Origin of the sequence: Fundicoccus sp. Sow4_D5 (assembly GCF_052116365.1) — a bacterium.
In the GTDB taxonomy this organism is placed as follows: domain Bacteria; phylum Bacillota; class Bacilli; order Lactobacillales; family Aerococcaceae; genus Fundicoccus.
The window spans coordinates 13813-31507 of the sequence record NZ_JBQKLF010000008.1; the positions used below are offsets into that span (position 1 = coordinate 13813).

Genomic DNA, 17695 nt, shown 5'->3' on the forward strand with positions numbered 1-17695 from the left:
CCCCTCACTTTCAATGGTTCAGTAACCAGTTTAACAGATATGAAAATAAAGAGGTATCAACTTTATACTTTTTCAGCCAATTTAATGAGAGCTGCTTTCGACTGAATAAGTGCCCGACAAAAGACAAAATAAAAAACCCTACTTATAATATAGTAGGGATAATAGCTAGCTTAAAATTAAGCTAACGCTTTTTTAGCTTGTTCAGTTAATGCAGTAAATGCTGTTGCATCGTGAACTGCTAAGTCAGCTAACATTTTACGGTTAACTTCGATACCTGCTTTGTTTAAGCCGTTCATTAAAACGCTGTAGCTTAAGCCGTTCATACGAGCTGCTGCGTTAATACGTGTAATCCATAAGCGACGGAAGTCACGTTTTTTCTGACGACGGTCACGGTAAGCATAAGTGTAAGACTTCATCACTTGTTGCTTTGCCATCTTGAAGCTGATGCTCTTCGCTCCATAATAACCTTTTGCTAATTTAATTGTACGTTTACGACGTTGGCGTGTAACGTATCCACCTTTAACACGTGCCATGATTTATTCCTCCTTGAAATGGTTGTTCGATTATAGTGCTGCGACTTGTTGTTTAATACGTTTGTAGTCTCCAGCGCTAACTAAAGATGCTTGACGTAATTGACGACGTTGTTTTTTAGTTTTACCGTGGAAACGGTGACTAGTAAATGCTCTAGAACGTTTTAATTTACCAGAACCAGTTTTCTTAACACGTTTAGCTAGTCCACGGTGAGTTTTTTGTTTTGGCATGATAATTCCTCCTGATTGGTATCTGTTATACTATTGTAAAACAGTGTGACATTGATAGTGCTTATTCAGCATCTTTTGATGAGATTGGCGCTAGCAAGATGAACATGCTGCGTCCTTCCATTTTAGGTCTTACTTCGACCGTTGAAAGATCTTTCGTATCATCGATAAAGTCATCTAGGACATCTTTCCCTAACTCTTTATGAGTAATGGCACGACCTCTAAAACGAATACTCGCTTTAACTTTGTCTCCACTCTCTAAGAACTTAACCGCTTGACGCAATTTAGTTTGATAATCATGATCATCGATGGTTGGACTTAATCGTACCTCTTTTACAGAAACAATCTTCTGAGCTTTACGTTGCTCCTTTTCTTTTTTCTGCATTTCGTAACGATATTTTCCATAGTCCATGATTTTTGCAACGGGTGGTTTGGCATTGGGTGACATTAGTACTAAGTCTAATCCGAAAGATTCCGCAATGGTTAAGGCGTCACTTAGAGACTTCACTCCAATTTGCTCGCCATCTCCACTAATTACACGTAATTCACGTGCTCGGATGTCTTCGTTAATAATTAATTCCTTAACGATAGATTTCCACCTCCATTATATTATGATCAAACAAATAGATTTAAGGCAAAATAAAAAAGGCCAGTTTATAATAATAAACTCGCCGTAACTGCATAAACGTATACTCATACTAATCGTATGGTAAAGAGGTTTATTTGCCAAGCAATTCATCACTTGGCGAGAAACGGCATGTCTCTACTTGTTGTCTCAACTAATATAGAATACCATGCCGCCCACCAGAATGCAAGGACTTTATTAAATTATATATCGATTGTGGCTACTTTTTTTAAAACGTCGGTCGGTACAGACACAACAGCCAAAAATATAAAGCCTGTTTGTAACCAGAAGATGGCCATATCCATAATACCATGGAATAAGACAATCACTATAAAACATGTAATCAAACCGACTTCATCACGAATACTCTTATCACGCAGTGCTGCTAACGTGCGTCTGAAGAAACCCGTAAAACTCACACACAAGATCATCAGGCCATAAATGCCAAAGTTAGCGAGCGTGTCAATAAGTAACTGATGGGCGTGCATTTTCCCTTCATCTACAAATAGATAATAATAGTTTACGTAACTCATCGCCCCACGACCCATTAAAGGTTCCGTTAGGAAGATGTTCCAACCTGTGTCCCAAATAACGAAGCGATCCTCAAAAGCATAAGCTAAGGTTGTCAACCTTGGAAGTAAGTCAGGATTCAGCATTAAACCTACCAGTGCAATCACGCTAGCGCCTATCGCAATAAATGCATACTTCCGGTTTAAAAAATAAATTAACCAAACGACAGCTACCACTACTGTAGGTATTAACCACCTAGAAGCGGTCAAAATAATACTAATTGAATTCAATGCCAAAACGATGACTGATAATAGTTTGGTATGTTTAAAATGACTCCTTTTAAATAAATACATTGCAATGACTACGACGAACACACAATAAAGACCGTAGTAATTCGCATTGAAAAATGTGGCCTCTGCCCGTGTTTGAGGGTTATGGTATTTAAAAATATAGAACATATCATAACCATTTGTATACGAATATAGTAGATACTGATAAATCGACATTAGCGATAGAGGAATACTCCCCCAACAGAAAATCTTAAGTAGTAAAACGTACAGCTCTGCATTTAATTTCCGCTGATAATAAACGAAAAAGAGTGCAATTAAAGCAACCGCAATCGTTGCTAAAACGCCAATCCAATTTCGATTAATGAGTGAGACAATGATCGAATAGGCTATAAAAATACCTAACCAACCGAGTTTTTCAATTGTTTGCTTTAACTGAGCTCGATCTTGCCAACAAAAATGGACAAGAATGACAATTAATATAGGTGCTCCAATAAAAAACGGTAAAAGGATAACGATTGATGCCGAAATTATCCCTAATATCATCACATCGTGCTCTGCTAAGAAATCCTTGAGAGCTTTTGTAGATGATCCCATCGTCTAACCCCTCCTTAATATATCACAGATATTTATTCTTTAAATCACCTTATTTAAAGTTATTAACATATATTAGCACATTTTCTCAACTTGCCCAATAATTAAGATCAACTTTCAGAAATTCTTAATTTAACAGAATTTAATTTCAATAAAAATATTAAGATTACTCTTAACTTTGACTATTACTTGGAAAAAAACTTATCTTTCGCTATAATAGTAAAGAATTCATTTTAGGAGGCGTACGTTTTGTCAGTAAAGCAAAAGTTAAAACACTTGGTGTTAAGCTCACTCGTTAGTATGAGTGTTCTTTCTGTTGGTACAACCGTTTCAGCCCAAGTTGAGAATATTTCGAAAACACCGAACCTATCCCAAGATATTCAAGAGGCTACTCAATATGACCCTGTTGAAATTCCTGAAGAATATCCACAGGAACTTCTTGATTGGTATGCAAGTAATATTGATGCGCGTTCATACGCTGTCATCGATGTTGAAACAAACAAAATTTTAGCACAAACACAAGGGAATGTCCCTTACCCCATCGCTTCAATGTCAAAAATTATGGCAGTTTACCTAGTATATAAGGCAATTGACGAAGGGAAACTCTCATTAGACACAATGGTAACCATCCCTCAAGAAATTGAAGATTATTTCTCATTTAATCCAGAAATGTCAGCTGTAGGGCTATACGCTGGCGAAGAATATAGCGTGGAGGATTTAATCCACGGAATCATGTTCTTATCTGGTAACGATGCTACATCAGCATTATTATGGGAAATTTATGGTACAGAACAAGCTGCAGTTCAAGCGATTCGCGAGCAGTTAACCGAATGGGGCTTTACCGACTTCGAATTTTATACGGTATCAGGCATTCCAAACATGTACTTACCTGAGGAATTATGGATCGATGGCTCAAACGAAACAAGCGAGAATAAAATGTCCGCTGTGGATGTCGCCTTAATGAGTCAATACGTTGTAAAAGAATTTCCACATTTACTAGAAGTCACCTCCAAATATGAATACACCTTTGCTGCTGGCACAGAATTAGAGCAAGTATTCTACACGTCAAACCAATTATTAGAAGGTCAAGCTTATGGTCGTGCAGGAATTACTGGTTTAAAATCTGGTATGACAGATGCAGCTGGTCGTAACTTTGTATCTACAAGTACTGAGAATGGCCGTGAAGTAATTGCGGTTGTTATGGGGCTTTTCCCACGTGAAGATGGACTTGATGTAACGACGTATTGGGAAACGGAAATCTTACTAGATGCTTTATTAGATTATCCTGATTTATATCAATTAGAAGGTCTTCCTTCAAACAAGCGCTTAACGCGTGCTGAACGTGAAGCTGAATTAGCAAAACTTGCTGAGGAAGAAGCACAAGCAGAAATGGCTGAAGAAGGTATTGAATTAGAAAATCGCCGTGACTCTCCAGTCACAAACTTCATGCGTGATTTATTCAACATGTTTAATTAATTACGTTCTAATAAGAACAGTCTCTCGAGCAACTATTCGAGAGACTGTTTTTTTGTGGTTCAGGATGATCTAGCATTATTTTAATGGATTAACTCACAATTTGAGTCGACAGGTTAACCCCTTTAACGTGTTAACTCACTTGGCGAATCGACACATTAAACCCACATCTTCTTCAAACAATTCAATCATTGCACTAAAAGATTCCTCGTTATCAATCCCAACGCCTAATTACTCCCCTTACACAAACTCTTCCTTTGATCATCAAATTTTTTCACACCCAAAGAACTAATTCGTCCTCTGCTACCTTCATTATCTTTCACTACTCGACGTCATCAAGTATCCAAACACTGTCCACGAAAAAAACAGACAAACTGTCCCAGCTGATTTTCAGCTCTAACAAGTTGTCTGTTTGTTTAATGTAATTTTTTTCGCATCATTTGCTTGACTCAAATTCAACTCAATGAGATTTGGATTTCTGTAAGTAGATGACTTACTTAAGCTTCTTCTTCTGGACGACTCTTGCGAGCAACATCTTCAGCTAATCGTTCGATGAAAGCTGTGTAAGCTAAGCTTTCAGATTTACTTGATCCATAAGGACGTATGTTTACTGTGCCGTTTTCAACTTCTTCGTCACCAATTACGATTTGGTAAGGTACTTTTGAAGTTTGCGCTTGACGGATTTTGTAACCTAATTTTTCGTTACGTAAGTCCATTTCTACGCGGTAACCCTTAGATTTTAAGTCATGATAGATTTCTTCAACTTTATCACCATGAGCATCCAAGTTAACAGGTAATAGCACGGCTTGGACTGGAGCTAACCACGTTGGGAAAGCGCCTTTGTACTCTTCGATTAAGTAAGCCACGAAACGTTCCATCGTTGAAACAACGCCACGGTGAATCACGACCGGACGGTGGTTATCTAACCCATCTTCACCCATATAAGTCAAATCGAAACGCTCTGGTAATAAAAAGTCCAATTGAACCGTAGACATTGTCTCTTCTAAACCAATCGCTGTTTTAAACTGAACATCTAATTTAGGTCCGTAGAATGCCGCTTCTCCAATGGCTTCGAAATACTCTAAGCCTAATTCGTCCATCGCTTCTTTTAACATTGCTTCTGCTTTCTCCCACATAGCGTCATCATCGAAGTACTTCTCTTTGTCGGCTGGATCACGGTAGCTTAGACGGAAACGGTAGTCGGTTATATTGAAGTCATCATAAACATCCGCAACCAATTTCAAGACGCGTTTAAATTCATCTTTAATTTGAGCTTGACGAACAAAGATATGTGCATCATTCAATGTCATTTCACGTACACGTTGTAAACCTGATAAGGCACCTGATTTCTCATAACGGTGCATCATCCCTAATTCCGCAATACGGATTGGTAATTCACGGTAAGAATGAACATCATTTTTATAGATTAACATGTGGTGCGGGCAGTTCATTGGACGTAATACCAACATTTCGCCTTCGCCCATGTCCATTGGTGGGAACATATCTTCTTGATAATGTGCCCAGTGGCCAGATGTTTTATATAAATCTGTCTTGGCCATAATGGGTGTATACACATGGTCATAACCTAAAGCAATTTCTTTATCCATAATATAACGTTCGATGGCTGTACGAATAGTTGCGCCTTTTGGTAACCAGAAAGGCAAGCCAGAACCAGCTTCTTGAGAAATCATGAAGATGCCTAACTCTTTACCTAGTTTACGGTGATCTCTTTCTTTAGCTTCTTCACGCATGCGTAAAAAGTCATCTAAGTCCGCTTGCTTGAAGAAAGCTGTCCCGTAAATACGTTGCATCATTTTATTATCTGAGTTACCGCGCCAGTACGCACCAGCTAGTGATAGCAATTTAAAGATTTTAATTTTACCTGTTGAAGGCACATGGACACCGCGACATAAATCAGTAAAGTCTTCTTGTTGATAGACTGTAATGATCTCATCAGCTGGTAAAGCCTCAATTAACTCAACTTTATACGGATCTGCAGCAAAAATTTCTAAAGCCTCTTGGCGTGATACTTCACGGCGCTCGATTGGGTAGTTTTGAGAAATAATTCGTTTCATTTCTTTCTCAATTTTTGGCAAGTCTTCTTCTGAAATTTGTTCTTCTTTATCTGTATCGTAGTAAAAACCTGAATCGATGGCCGGTCCTACACCAAAGTGAATTTCTGGGTATAAACGTGTCAACGCATGAGCCAATAAATGCGCAGTTGAATGACGCATAATTTGTAAAGCCTCGTCACTCTTCTCAGTGATAATTTCAATTGTCCCATCTATTTCCAATGGACGGACATAATCGACTAACTCACCGTTAAATTTACCCGCTAAGCCTGCTTTACCAAGCGACTTGCTAATTGCTTGCGCAACACCCTCAGTTGTAATTCCCTTATCGTATTCTCTTTGACTACCGTCTGGGAATGTTAAAATAATTTTTTCCATTTGAATTCCTCCTATAAGTCACTTGCAACCATCAGCCAATACTCATTCAATAAAAAAAAGCCCCACTGTCCAATACAAAGTATCAGACAATGGGACGTGAAATGTTGACGTGGTTCCACCCAAAATTCGTTAAAAGAGACTTCGCCCCTTTAACCTCTACTGATCTAACGCATCAGTCAACGTTCATCCTTAATCGTCAGTGACTTTCCGGATGACATAATATGAAGGGGTCATGATAATCCTTTGTAAGACGTCGCAGCACCCGTCTCTCTCTGTGGACAAAATATGATTAACATGTTGTCTTCATTTACCTATTTTTAATATAGTTAAGTTATATCATGCTTCGTAGAAATTAACAAGTCAAATTCTCAACTTATCTTCTTTTTCCGAACTGATTCATGCGAACTAAAGCAGAAATTGTCATTAAAATACCTAAAATCATTGGAAAGGCTAATATTGTCTGTTTCTCTTTAAAATAATAACCTAATAACACAATGATTTGAATCATTAATGCAATCACTAAGTGTACAATAATAAACCGTTTTTCTTTTAAATACTCTTCGCCATCTCTAGGTGTCAAGTTCCCCCATCCTTTCAATTTGTTTCATCTTTAGATTTTTATTGAGCGTGATGACGTCTGTTTTCTCCGTCCAATGCAACTTCTTTGGCTAAGAAACGAATCCGTTCCATCAAACGATTTGCTTTCACTCTTTCAATGCCATCACGACTTTCAGATAAATGAGTTTGTAAATCATTCATACTGAAGTTTGAAGTGAAGAAAGTCGCTAGTGATTCCTTCATTCTGTATTCTAAAATAACCGCCAAAACTTCATCTCGCAACCAGGCAGAGTTCGACTCGGCACCAATATCATCAAGTATTAGAATCGCTACTTTTTTGACAGTGTTTAAGGTTGCTTGAGTGGTATTAAGAGAAATCGTTCCCTTAATTTCAGTTGTGAAGGTTGGATAGTGTAACATCGTGACACCTACATTTTGTTTGACTAATTCGTTAGCTAGAGCTCCCAATAGAAATGTTTTCCCTACCCCGAATGGTCCATAAATATACAAGCCTTTAGCTAAAAGTGGTGCTTGACGATATTGTTCGACAAAATCCGCCACTTCCTCCATTAGAGCTTCTTTCCTAGGTGTGTCAAAGGTAACATCAGCCAAGCGTGCGCGACGCACATCAGCAGACATCATACGGTTATCCAATAAGGCTTGACGTTTACGACGTTGTGAGTAATCATAATACTCTTGTGTTGGGACATATGTAATATCAATGTAGCTTGAATTAATAAATAACTGAGGTGTAAAACCGGGATTCTGTCCAGGTTCTCCACGGCGTTGAGCTTTCATTTCGATCACAAACTCATTTAATTTCGATAAACTATTACTAATCATTTCTTGGGATAATTCATTTTGGTGTTGATCCACAAAGTCTTGAACAGCATCAAATTCCAGAATCTCTTTGACAGTTTTACGAAAACTTTCTTGATGTTCCGGTCGATTAAGGTACTTTTCCATCATGTGACGCATCGATTGCATTCCCCTTCACATCCTCTCCGAATAATTTGTTTAATCTCGCGCGAATGGCTTGTTCGTTCTCAGTCGTTGCAGCTGCTTGAGGTTGACTAGTTGCAGGTGTCGTTGACGTTTGCGCTTGTTGCGCTACCTGTTGGTCTTGTTGTTTCATCCAATCTGGAATCACTTCTTGACGACGGTATTTCCGATTATAACCACCTGAAGGTTGAGTCTTAGCATTTTTTGCTTGTCTTGTTTCTTGAATTTGGGCTTTATTACGTATAAACTCTAAGGCATGACCAGTCGACTGAATGTTATGTTGTTGCCATTCACTTGCAGTTCTTTGTAAATCGCCTTTATAGACACTGTCTTTTCGTTCAATAACCAAAAGATAATAAACTAAAAAGTTAATAATTTCTGGTGCTAAGGTCGTTTTAGTTGCTAAATCTCGGACATAGAACTGTTCACTATCAGTTGCGAAGCCATTTTTGGCTTGCTTAGTTCTTTCTAAAAATGTATCATTTGGCATTTGTTCACATAGAACAATCATATGAATATCTTGATCCGAAAACTGCTTGAAAGTCTCTTTAAGATTCGCATGGCGCACTTTAAGTTCTGATTGCGTATATTCATAAGGGAATGTCTGGTTAGTACGTACCTGTTCATCATTAGATGACACCGTTTTCTGTGCATTTGTCGTTGGAGCAAAGGCTGTTTCTTGACGTTTTTGCGCAAAGAACGTTTTCTTGTCCGCAATGTCTTTTAATTTATCCAACTGTATCTGGTCCGTCACATCATTAATTGCCAATAAGACGATTTGAGTCATCTGGACTTCATTCAATTCATAAACTTGACTCGTGCTTAAGACTTGTTCCTTTAAAGCTTGAGTCAACTGAGTATGTTCAACGCCTTCCGCCATAATATAACGTAAGAATTTCGCATATTCAAAATGTTCTTGAGTTGCAGATACTTCTGTTTCAGCGCTTTGTTGTTTAAATTGACGCCCTTGAACAGACTCTTGAATTTCCTCATCTGCATCACGATTAATATAATAGAAAACATCTTCAAAATTAGCGGTGATTTCCGTATATTGGTCTTCGTCAATTGGTTCAACTTGCCACATTCTAAGTAATTGATAGTAATTTTGGTCTCCAATTTGCTTATAAAGGGTCGTACTCAAGAGTGGGTTTCTAAGGAATTGCTTGACATCAAGTGGTTGCTGTAATTCATACAACAAGGTTTGATAGCGCCAATCAGTATGCGATGTGCGGTCGCGGTAAGTTCTTAATAAGCCTGCTGCTTCTAGCCGTTGACGTCCCTCATCACACGCTTTGATACCGACATTCATAATTTGGATTAATTGTGCATGTAGTATCCTTTGGCTTTGATTAGCTGTTTCTAAGGGTTGATTCATTAAGGTTAAATACAAGCTAATTGCTGATGACCCGACAATGGGCTGATACAGTTGCATTAAACTTTGCATCTGTAAAGGTGCCAGACTATATTGGTGTTTCACTAAAAAAGGTTGTAGTGGGTTAATCTTCTGACTCATTCGCCTCATTCTCCAATCTATCAGAATCGGTCGGCGATTCTGTTGATTGGTCTGACACCACATGGGATTCAGACAATGAATGATTATCGCTATTAATACCAGCTTTTTTCATCGCTTCTAACTCTTTCAAGAACATATCACGTGATTGAAACTCACGGTAGACACTGGCGAAACGAATATAACTAACCTCGTCTAATTCCATTAATAAAGGCATCACAAATTCGCCAATGCGTTTCGTTTCAATTTCTTTATCCGTTACATCACGGATCGCATTTTCTACTTGAGAGGCTAAAGTCTCCATTTGCTCACGGCTAATCGGTCGTTTCTCTGCAGAACGGACGATGCCTCTAAGTAATTTATTACGATTAAATTCCTCACGTGTCCCATCACGTTTAACAACTAGCAATGGGGATTTCTCAACACGCTCATAAGTATTAAAACGGTGGCCACATTCTAAACATTCTCGTCGACGTCTAATGGCTGTCCCATCATCATATGGTCTTGAATCAATCACTTTTGATTGTTGATGCTTACATTTCGGACATTCCAATACAATCGCCTCCTTTCAATCTTTATCTTTATTTTATCATAGCTTAGAAATTATTAAACTAATACTCGCTAGAAAACAACATGCTTGAGCGATTTAGTTTAATTATTGATAGACTTTAATAACATCTGTACTTGTTCTCTTGTTTCTTCGATACTACCCGAATTGTTGATGATCACATCAGCTAACTTCTTTTTCTCTTCAATCGATAATTGAGAAGCCATTCTGGCTTGCGCTGCTTCTTGTGATAGTTGATCTCTTTTTTTTAAACGCTCCAATTGAATCTTCTCTGGAATATAGACTAACCAAATCGAATCAAAACGGTCTGTAGCAATTGTTTCAAACAATAAAGGGATATCTAACACGACAAGTGTCTCACCATTTGAATGGTACCGCGCTACTCGCTCAAACATTGTCTCATAAATTATCGGATGCAATAGTTGATTGACTTGCTTGCGAACTTCTTCATTATCAAATAGTTTTTGGGCTAAGACTGGTCGATTCAACTGTCCTTGCGGGTTCAGTAACTCTGCGCCAAAGGTTTGAACCAGTTTTTCCAAACCGGGAGTTCCCGGTTCGACAACTTCTCGTGAGATTAAATCTGCATCAATGACAGGAACACCTAAGGAAAGTAAATAATTTGAAACCGTCGACTTTCCTGTAGCAATCCCACCAGTTAATCCTATCACACGCACGTAATCCCTCCTTATTGCACAATAACTTGACAATGAGGACAAAAATGTGTTCCCCTTTGCGCAAATTGAATTTTATGAATCAGTGTCCCACAGACTACACAAGGTTCATCCTGGCGTCCATAAACCATTAAAATTTGCTGAAAACTCCCTGCTTCCCCGAGTGAGTTTTTATAGGAGCGAATCGTTGAACCCCCCGCTTCAATCGCCTCATCTAAGACAGCCATAATCGTTTGATGTAACAGACTGACTTGTTCTTCGCTCAAGCGATTTGCTGCTGTTCCCGGATGAATTCGCGACCTGAATAAGGTTTCATCGACATAGATATTGCCTAAACCGACCACCAATTTCTGTTCCAACAAAGCCGGTTTAATGGCCTTTTTAATTAGTCTCAGTTGCTTTTGGAATATTTCTAATAGAAATTCATCCGCGACCGGTTCTGGCCCTAATTTTTTCTCTAAAAAATATGTGTCCAAGTCAGCCGTTTTTAGTCGCTCAATGCGTCCAAACTTTCTGACATCATGATAATGTAATTGGCTACCATCCGTAAAGTAGTAACGAACGTGCGTATGTTTGGCCATTTCTGTTTGTAAACTGTTTTCGTCAGGATAATATAAATATTTCCCTTCCATACGTAAGTGAGAAATCAACAGATAGTCACTCAATTGAAAGACTAAATATTTGCCCCGACGACCAATTCCTTCGATTGTTTGGCCAATTAATTCATGTTGCCACTGTTCGAGCGACTCATCTGTTCGAATAATCCTTGGCCATGAAACATGCACTCTCTCAATCGTTTTACCGATCACTAGTTGCGCTAATCCTTTACGAACTGTTTCAACTTCTGGTAATTCTGGCAATCTGGTCAAATCCTTTCTAAACGATTAGTCATTAACTGGTAATTAATGATAAAACAGACACTGACAGCTCCCTATCATTAATGAGCAGATGGATAGCGGTTCTATGTTCATAGTGGGAAGATTTAATTATTTCAATTCAAACCAGTCTTTGCCACTATTGTAGTCCACCTTTAATGGCACTAACAAGTCTACCGCATGTTCCATGACTTGAGGAACAATTTCTTCTAGACGGCTAATTTCTTCAGCTGGTGCTTCTAAGATTAACTCATCATGCACCTGTAATAAGAGACGCGCTTGTAAATTTTCCTTCAGAATCACTTCACGCAACTGAACCATCGCAATCTTCAAGATATCAGCGGCGGTCCCTTGAATCGGCGAGTTAATAGCCGTTCTTTCCGCAAACGAACGTAAATTGAAGTTGCTTGAATGGATATCTGGTAAATAACGGCGACGATTGAACATCGTTGTGACATAACCATCTTCTTTGGCTTGGTCAACAACTTCTTTCATAAACTTCTCAATCCCTGGATATTGCTCGAAGTAGCGATCGATAAAACTTTTCGCTTCCGGACGTGAGATGCCCAAGTTTTGAGACAAGCCATAATCACTGATACCATAGACTATTCCGAAGTTAACGGCTTTGGCTTGGCGGCGATAGTCACTATTGACTGGCTCATCTTCTGGCAGACCAAAGACACGACGGGCTGTCGCAGCATGGATATCTTCGCCGTCTTTAAAAGCTTGCATCATATGTTCGTCTTGACTGATGTGAGCTAAAACGCGCAATTCGATTTGCGAATAGTCAGCGCCAAATAGTTGCCAATCAGCTTTAGATGGCACAAAAGCTTGACGGATTTTACGCCCTTCTTCCAAACGAATCGGAATATTCTGCAAGTTAGGATCCGTACTACTCAAACGACCTGTTTGAGTTAAAGTCTGGACAAACCGTGTATGTATTTTCCCGTCCTCTTTAATATAAGGCGGTAAACCTGCTAAATAAGTGCCTTGTAGTTTAGATAAGGTGCGATATTCCAGAATTTCCGCAATAATTGGATGACTGCCTAATAGTTTATCCAAGACATCTGCAGCTGTACTGTAACCCGTTTTTGTTTTCTTAATGACGGGTAAATTCAGTTTTTCGAACAGAATCGTTCCTAACTGTTTAGGTGAATTAACGTTGAAAGCCTCTCCAGCATGTTCATGAATACTTAATTCCATTTCCTTAAGTAAGGTAATCATTTGTTCATTACGTACCTCTAAGACTTCACGGTTTACCGCAATGCCTCGGACTTCCATTTCAGCTAAGATGAGTGCTAATGGCATTTCAATTTCATGGAATAAGTCGAGCATTTCTAAATCAGTCAGTTTTTTAATTAAAGGTGCTTCAAGTTCACCCATCGTAATGACTTTATTAGCTAAGTGTTGATCTAATACTGTTAGGTCTTCCGGAACTGCTTTTTTAGCCCCTTTTCCATAAACAGCTTCATCGTATAAAACGATATTGGGTACATCGACTAATCGCACAATATCCGTTAACTCTTGAGCATTGTGAACATCAATTAAATAGGTTGCGATTAAAGTATCAAATGTCACCCCGTCTAATTGTGCGCCATTAATGGCAGCAATGACACGTTCACGTTTACTATCAAAAGTTATCTTAGAGTGAGCCGCCGATGCCAACCAGTCCTTGAATAGTTCACTACCATACGCTACTTCAGCCGTTGCAGTATAAAGTGTTTGCGTGTCTAAATCAGACCATGCGACCCCAACAACTTTTCCGAAGTGATAATTATCTTCTAGCATTTCAGTGTATAAGACGGCTTTTTTAGGCAGATGCTCTGCTTTTATTTCTTCTAAACGTAATGTTTCATATTGCGGTAATTGGGCAGCGGCTTCTTGTGAGATAGTCGTATCCGTCATCTCACCTTGAAGTGCTTTCAAAGCCGCATTGAATTCCATTTGACGATAAAATTCCATTAAATCGTCAACATTGCGTCCCTTGTAAGTCAAGTCCTCAATCGTCAACTCAATAGGTGTTTCAAGTAAGATTCTTGCTAAATCCTTACTCATGAAAGCTTGTTCACGGTCATTGATAATGTTTTCTTTCATTTTAGAAGGTTTTAATTGATCTAAATTCTCGTACATATTCTCAACTGAACCAAATTGATGCAATAATTTAAGGGCTGTTTTTTCACCAATTCGTGTAATACCAGGGTAATTATCCGAACTGTCTCCCATTAAACCTTTCATATCAATGATTTGTTCAGGTGTAATATCAAATTTCTCACGAATAACATCTGGCGTATAAGGTTCCAAATCACTGACACCTTTACGTGTGATATATACCGTTGTATTATCGCTCGCTAGTTGAGTTAAGTCCTTATCTCCTGAAATGATAATAACTTCATCTTCTGGTGCTGCTTGATGGGCTAATGTCCCAATGACATCATCCGCTTCATAACGCAAGATGTCATAATGACGGATGCCGTAAGCATCGAGTAATACTCTAAAATAAGGCATTTGTTCTTTAAATTCACTTGGCGTCTTTTGACGGCCACCTTTATATTCCTGGTATTTTTCGGTTCTAAAGGTGATTTCACTTCTATCAAAAGCTACTAAAATATGCGTCGGTTCAAATCTTTTTAATACATCATCTAACATACGATTGAAACTGAATAAGGCGTTCGTATGTAAGCCAGCTCTATTTTTAAAATTCTCAATATTCAAAATTGAATAAAAGGCTCTAAAAGCTAAGCTGCTTCCATCAATTAACATTATTTTACGCTTGGTCATTAAACATTCTCCTCCGTTTTTAGCATGATGACACGAAAAGGCCAACGAGATATTCGAACTATCCATCGTTGACCTGTAGTTTTATAATTTATTAGGTTTCAATTGAGCATAAGATGTTTCAAATTGACGAGCAATTTGGTCAATGTCCCCTGCTCCCATAAATAAGATGACAGCATCTTGGTATTTCATTAAAGGTGATAAATGTTCATTAGAAATAATCTCTACATCATCTTTAATTAAGTTAGCTAAATCCTGAATCGTCACTTCACCAACTGCCTCACGGGCTGAATTAAAGATATCAACTAAATAAACTTCATCTGCTAAGTTCAGCGCTTCAGCGAATTCATGTAATAAAGCAACCGTACGACTAAAAGTATGCGGTTGGAATATAGCAACCACTTCACGATTCGGGTATTTTTGTTTAGCAGCATCAATCGTGGCACGTATTTCCGATGGATGGTGAGCATAGTCATCAATTAGTGTTAAGTCATGAACTTGCTTCACTGAGAAACGACGTTTCACGCCACTGAATGTTTTTAAATGTTCCGCAATATCTGTTGCTTTGAAGCCTTCTAATTGTAAAACAGTGATAATCGCTAAGGCATTTAAGATATTATGTTCGCCATAAGCTGGTAAATGGAAGCGACCAAAGCGCTCACCTTTGATGACAACATCAAAGTCAGAACCATCGACTGTCCGTTCAATCTTCGTTGCATATACATCAAATGCTTCATTAAAACCGTAGTAATAGATCGGCACATCAGCTTTTAAATCTGGCAAATAGTCATCTTCTCCACATGCTACAATCGCTTTTTTTGCTTGCATAGCAAATGTTTGGAAGGCTTGGAAAACATCTTCAATCGAACGATAGTAATCCGGGTGATCAAAATCAATATTTGTGATAATGGTATAATCTGGTTGATAAGCTAAGAAATGGCGACGATATTCACAAGCTTCTAAAGCAAAATAAGTCGACGATTCGTCACCATAACCTGTACCATCACCGATTAAATAACTTAATGGTGCTAAATTTTTAAGGGTGTGTGATAACAATCCTGTTGTCGATGTTTTACCATGAGAACCTGTTACCGCAATACTTGTATATTGTGAAATCAAATTTCCAATAAAGTCATGGTAGCGTGAAATTGGTAAATCTAATTCACGCGCACGAACAAGCTCTGGATGGTCGTCTCCAAAAGCATTCCCTGCTATAATTGTCTGACCAGCTTGAATATTATCTGCATCAAACTCCAACATGTTAATGTTTTGGTTTTCAAGTTCTTGTTGGGTAAAGAAATACTTCCCAATATCGCTTCCTTGAACTTTAAACCCTTCGCCGTGAAGAATTAAAGCTAAGGCACTCATACCAGAGCCTTTAATGCCGACAAAATGATAGGTCGTATTTTTGTTAATCATGTAAATTGTTCCTCCTAATGTTCAAACAGCAAAAACGTCTCTCGCGTTTTTACCAAACGTTTCGCAAGCTCCCTTATTTCTTCCACATCTTCTTTGCGTCGTTCATGACCTTTATAAGGTTTAGGAAGTTCTGTCGGTTGAAAGACAGTCTTGGACGATGGCTTTTCTTTCACACTTGTGTCATACGTCGTCGATGTCTTTACAGATGTTTCAATAGTTTCTTGCTGGTTCTCTTTTAGCGTCTTTGTAAGTTGTGGATAAGTTTCTGCAAGCGTTCGAGCTGGTCGATTAGGTTGAACAGGTTTACTCATCGGTTGTGTCTGTCTTTCATTCATTGCGTTTTCTAAAGACGCTTGATTTAATTTTTTTATTTGCTTTTCATGGTTCTTCAAAAAAGGGATTTCATAATCAGCTTGTGGGGTTGCACGATTGGCTTGTTCAAATGTCGAACGTTGAGTCTGTTGTTGCGACGATTGCCCTTGACCTTCATATTCTGGTCGTTTTTCTCTAACACCCATTTGTGAAGCAATCGCTTCGTGGTCACTTGCCTCTTTAGCTTGTTGCGTTGGAAGCAGCGGATGATCCGACCTATTGGATGCCTTTGGCATGTCTGATATTGTCGGAAACACTTTTCTGCGTTCTTTCATCGCAGGCTCAAAATATGTTTTAGAAGATTCACGTTGAGAAAGTTGATTAAAACGACGGTTCTTTAATGAGTGTGATTCTTTCTTTTGGTTAAAAGCAGGTCCATCATATTCAGTCATCGTTTTCCCCCTTCTTGATGTGCCAATATATTATAAAGCATTATCACGAAATACATTTGAGCAAACCAGTGTGACTTCATAACAAACATCGGCGTTTCAATGACTAAACATTAAAACGACTCGCTTACATAATCAGTAGTGGTCGCTCAACTATTATCGATTATTTAGAATAATTGGAATCATGGTGTTTATTCATACCACTTTCCTGATTCAATTGACTTAGTAAGCTGCCACTACATCTTTTAATGAAGTGCCTGCTTCAAACTGAGGTCTCAGTTCCCAGATCCCTGGCAAGTCTTCCAGGTAGGCTAAACCTAGTTCACGAGTTGAACAAATCATGCCCAAGCTTTCAACACCACGTAAAGCACCTGCCCAAATAATGGCACCAGAAGGCATGACTGCGCCTGGCTTAGCCACCAAAACGTGTTGACCTTTTGCAATATTACGAGCACCACAAACAATTTGCAAGACTTCATCTTCGCTTACGCGTGTTTGAGTAATGCTTAAATGATCGCTATCTTGATGTGCGACACATTCTTCCACGTAACCTACGACAAATTTAGGTGAATTATCGAAAGCCACTGTCACATCAAAACCAGCTGCTTGAATTAATCCATTCACACTATCTGCTTGTTCTTGACTCAATGCTACTAGGCCATTGCCCGCTATTTCTAACGTTTTAGAAATATTGAAAAGGTTGAGCGCAACGACTGAGTCGTTTGTACGATCTTTGATAAGTGTGACATCTCCATTTGATTTTGTAACAACATGATCATCTGAAATTGATCCACTTGTTAACATTAAAACATCACCAACGGCTTGTTGATTATAAAAAGCTAACCACATGTATAAT

At 38.6% G+C, this 17695-nt stretch carries 16 protein-coding genes; 1 reads left to right on the forward strand and 15 read right to left on the reverse strand.

The features are described 5' to 3' along the window. Positions 1-176: 176 nt before the first annotated feature. The 4 genes from rplT to ACTQ45_RS09540 all read right to left on the reverse strand — a co-directional run bounded on the left by rplT (position 177) and on the right by ACTQ45_RS09540 (position 2777). Positions 177-533 (reverse strand): 50S ribosomal protein L20, encoded by a 357-nt coding sequence (rplT, locus tag ACTQ45_RS09525; protein WP_441752324.1) that lies wholly within the window; start codon positions 531-533, stop codon positions 177-179. 30 nt (positions 534-563) lie between these two features. After that, on the reverse strand, positions 564-761 hold the full coding sequence (gene rpmI, locus ACTQ45_RS09530; RefSeq protein ID WP_441752325.1) for a 50S ribosomal protein L35: 198 nt from the start codon (positions 759-761) through the stop codon (positions 564-566). A gap of 61 nt (positions 762-822) precedes the next feature. Continuing rightward, entirely contained in the window at positions 823-1347 is a 525-nt protein-coding gene (infC, locus tag ACTQ45_RS09535) for a translation initiation factor IF-3 (RefSeq protein WP_441752510.1), read from the reverse strand. 239 nt (positions 1348-1586) lie between these two features. Then, positions 1587-2777 (reverse strand): O-antigen ligase family protein, encoded by a 1191-nt coding sequence (locus tag ACTQ45_RS09540; RefSeq protein WP_441752326.1) that lies wholly within the window; start codon positions 2775-2777, stop codon positions 1587-1589. Positions 2778-3023: 246 nt separating this feature from the next. Between ACTQ45_RS09540 and ACTQ45_RS09545 the strand changes: the two genes are divergently transcribed. Then, positions 3024-4250: a D-alanyl-D-alanine carboxypeptidase family protein gene (locus ACTQ45_RS09545; RefSeq protein ID WP_441752328.1), complete on the forward strand. Its 1227-nt coding sequence runs from the start codon at positions 3024-3026 to the stop codon at positions 4248-4250. A gap of 494 nt (positions 4251-4744) precedes the next feature. Here ACTQ45_RS09545 and thrS read toward each other — a convergent pair whose 3' ends face one another. The 11 genes from thrS to ytpR all read right to left on the reverse strand — a co-directional run bounded on the left by thrS (position 4745) and on the right by ytpR (position 17688). Then, the gene (thrS, locus tag ACTQ45_RS09550) at positions 4745-6697 is read right to left on the reverse strand and encodes a threonine--tRNA ligase (RefSeq protein ID WP_441763544.1); all 1953 of its coding nucleotides are present in this window, start codon (positions 6695-6697) and stop codon (positions 4745-4747) included. A 373-nt stretch (positions 6698-7070) separates the two neighbouring features. Continuing rightward, entirely contained in the window at positions 7071-7277 is a 207-nt protein-coding gene (locus ACTQ45_RS09555) for a hypothetical protein (protein WP_441752332.1), read from the reverse strand. 38 nt (positions 7278-7315) lie between these two features. Further along, positions 7316-8233, reverse strand: a complete 918-nt coding sequence (dnaI, locus tag ACTQ45_RS09560) for a primosomal protein DnaI (protein WP_441752333.1) — start codon at positions 8231-8233, stop codon at positions 7316-7318. Beyond that, positions 8205-9770, reverse strand: a complete 1566-nt coding sequence (locus ACTQ45_RS09565; RefSeq protein WP_441752335.1) for a hypothetical protein — start codon at positions 9768-9770, stop codon at positions 8205-8207. Before ACTQ45_RS09565 ends, dnaI begins: the two co-directional genes overlap by 29 nt. Further along, positions 9754-10320 (reverse strand): transcriptional regulator NrdR, encoded by a 567-nt coding sequence (nrdR, locus tag ACTQ45_RS09570; RefSeq protein ID WP_441752337.1) that lies wholly within the window; start codon positions 10318-10320, stop codon positions 9754-9756. Before nrdR ends, ACTQ45_RS09565 begins: the two co-directional genes overlap by 17 nt. A 98-nt stretch (positions 10321-10418) precedes the next feature. Then, a complete protein-coding gene (gene coaE, locus ACTQ45_RS09575) occupies positions 10419-11012 on the reverse strand; it encodes a dephospho-CoA kinase (RefSeq protein ID WP_441752339.1) in 594 nt (197 codons plus the stop codon). An 11-nt stretch (positions 11013-11023) separates the two neighbouring features. Beyond that, positions 11024-11869, reverse strand: coding sequence for a DNA-formamidopyrimidine glycosylase (gene mutM / locus ACTQ45_RS09580; protein WP_441752340.1), 846 nt, complete (start codon positions 11867-11869; stop codon positions 11024-11026). Positions 11870-11995: 126 nt separating this feature from the next. Next, positions 11996-14662, reverse strand: a complete 2667-nt coding sequence (gene polA, locus ACTQ45_RS09585) for a DNA polymerase I (protein WP_441752341.1) — start codon at positions 14660-14662, stop codon at positions 11996-11998. 81 nt (positions 14663-14743) lie between these two features. Continuing rightward, positions 14744-16078, reverse strand: coding sequence for a UDP-N-acetylmuramate--L-alanine ligase (murC, locus tag ACTQ45_RS09590; RefSeq protein ID WP_441752342.1), 1335 nt, complete (start codon positions 16076-16078; stop codon positions 14744-14746). A gap of 14 nt (positions 16079-16092) precedes the next feature. After that, on the reverse strand, positions 16093-16842 hold the full coding sequence (locus ACTQ45_RS09595; protein WP_441763545.1) for a hypothetical protein: 750 nt from the start codon (positions 16840-16842) through the stop codon (positions 16093-16095). A 219-nt stretch (positions 16843-17061) separates the two neighbouring features. Then, the gene (gene ytpR / locus ACTQ45_RS09600) at positions 17062-17688 is read right to left on the reverse strand and encodes a YtpR family tRNA-binding protein (protein ID WP_441763546.1); all 627 of its coding nucleotides are present in this window, start codon (positions 17686-17688) and stop codon (positions 17062-17064) included. Between the last annotated feature and the right edge of the window lie 7 nt (positions 17689-17695).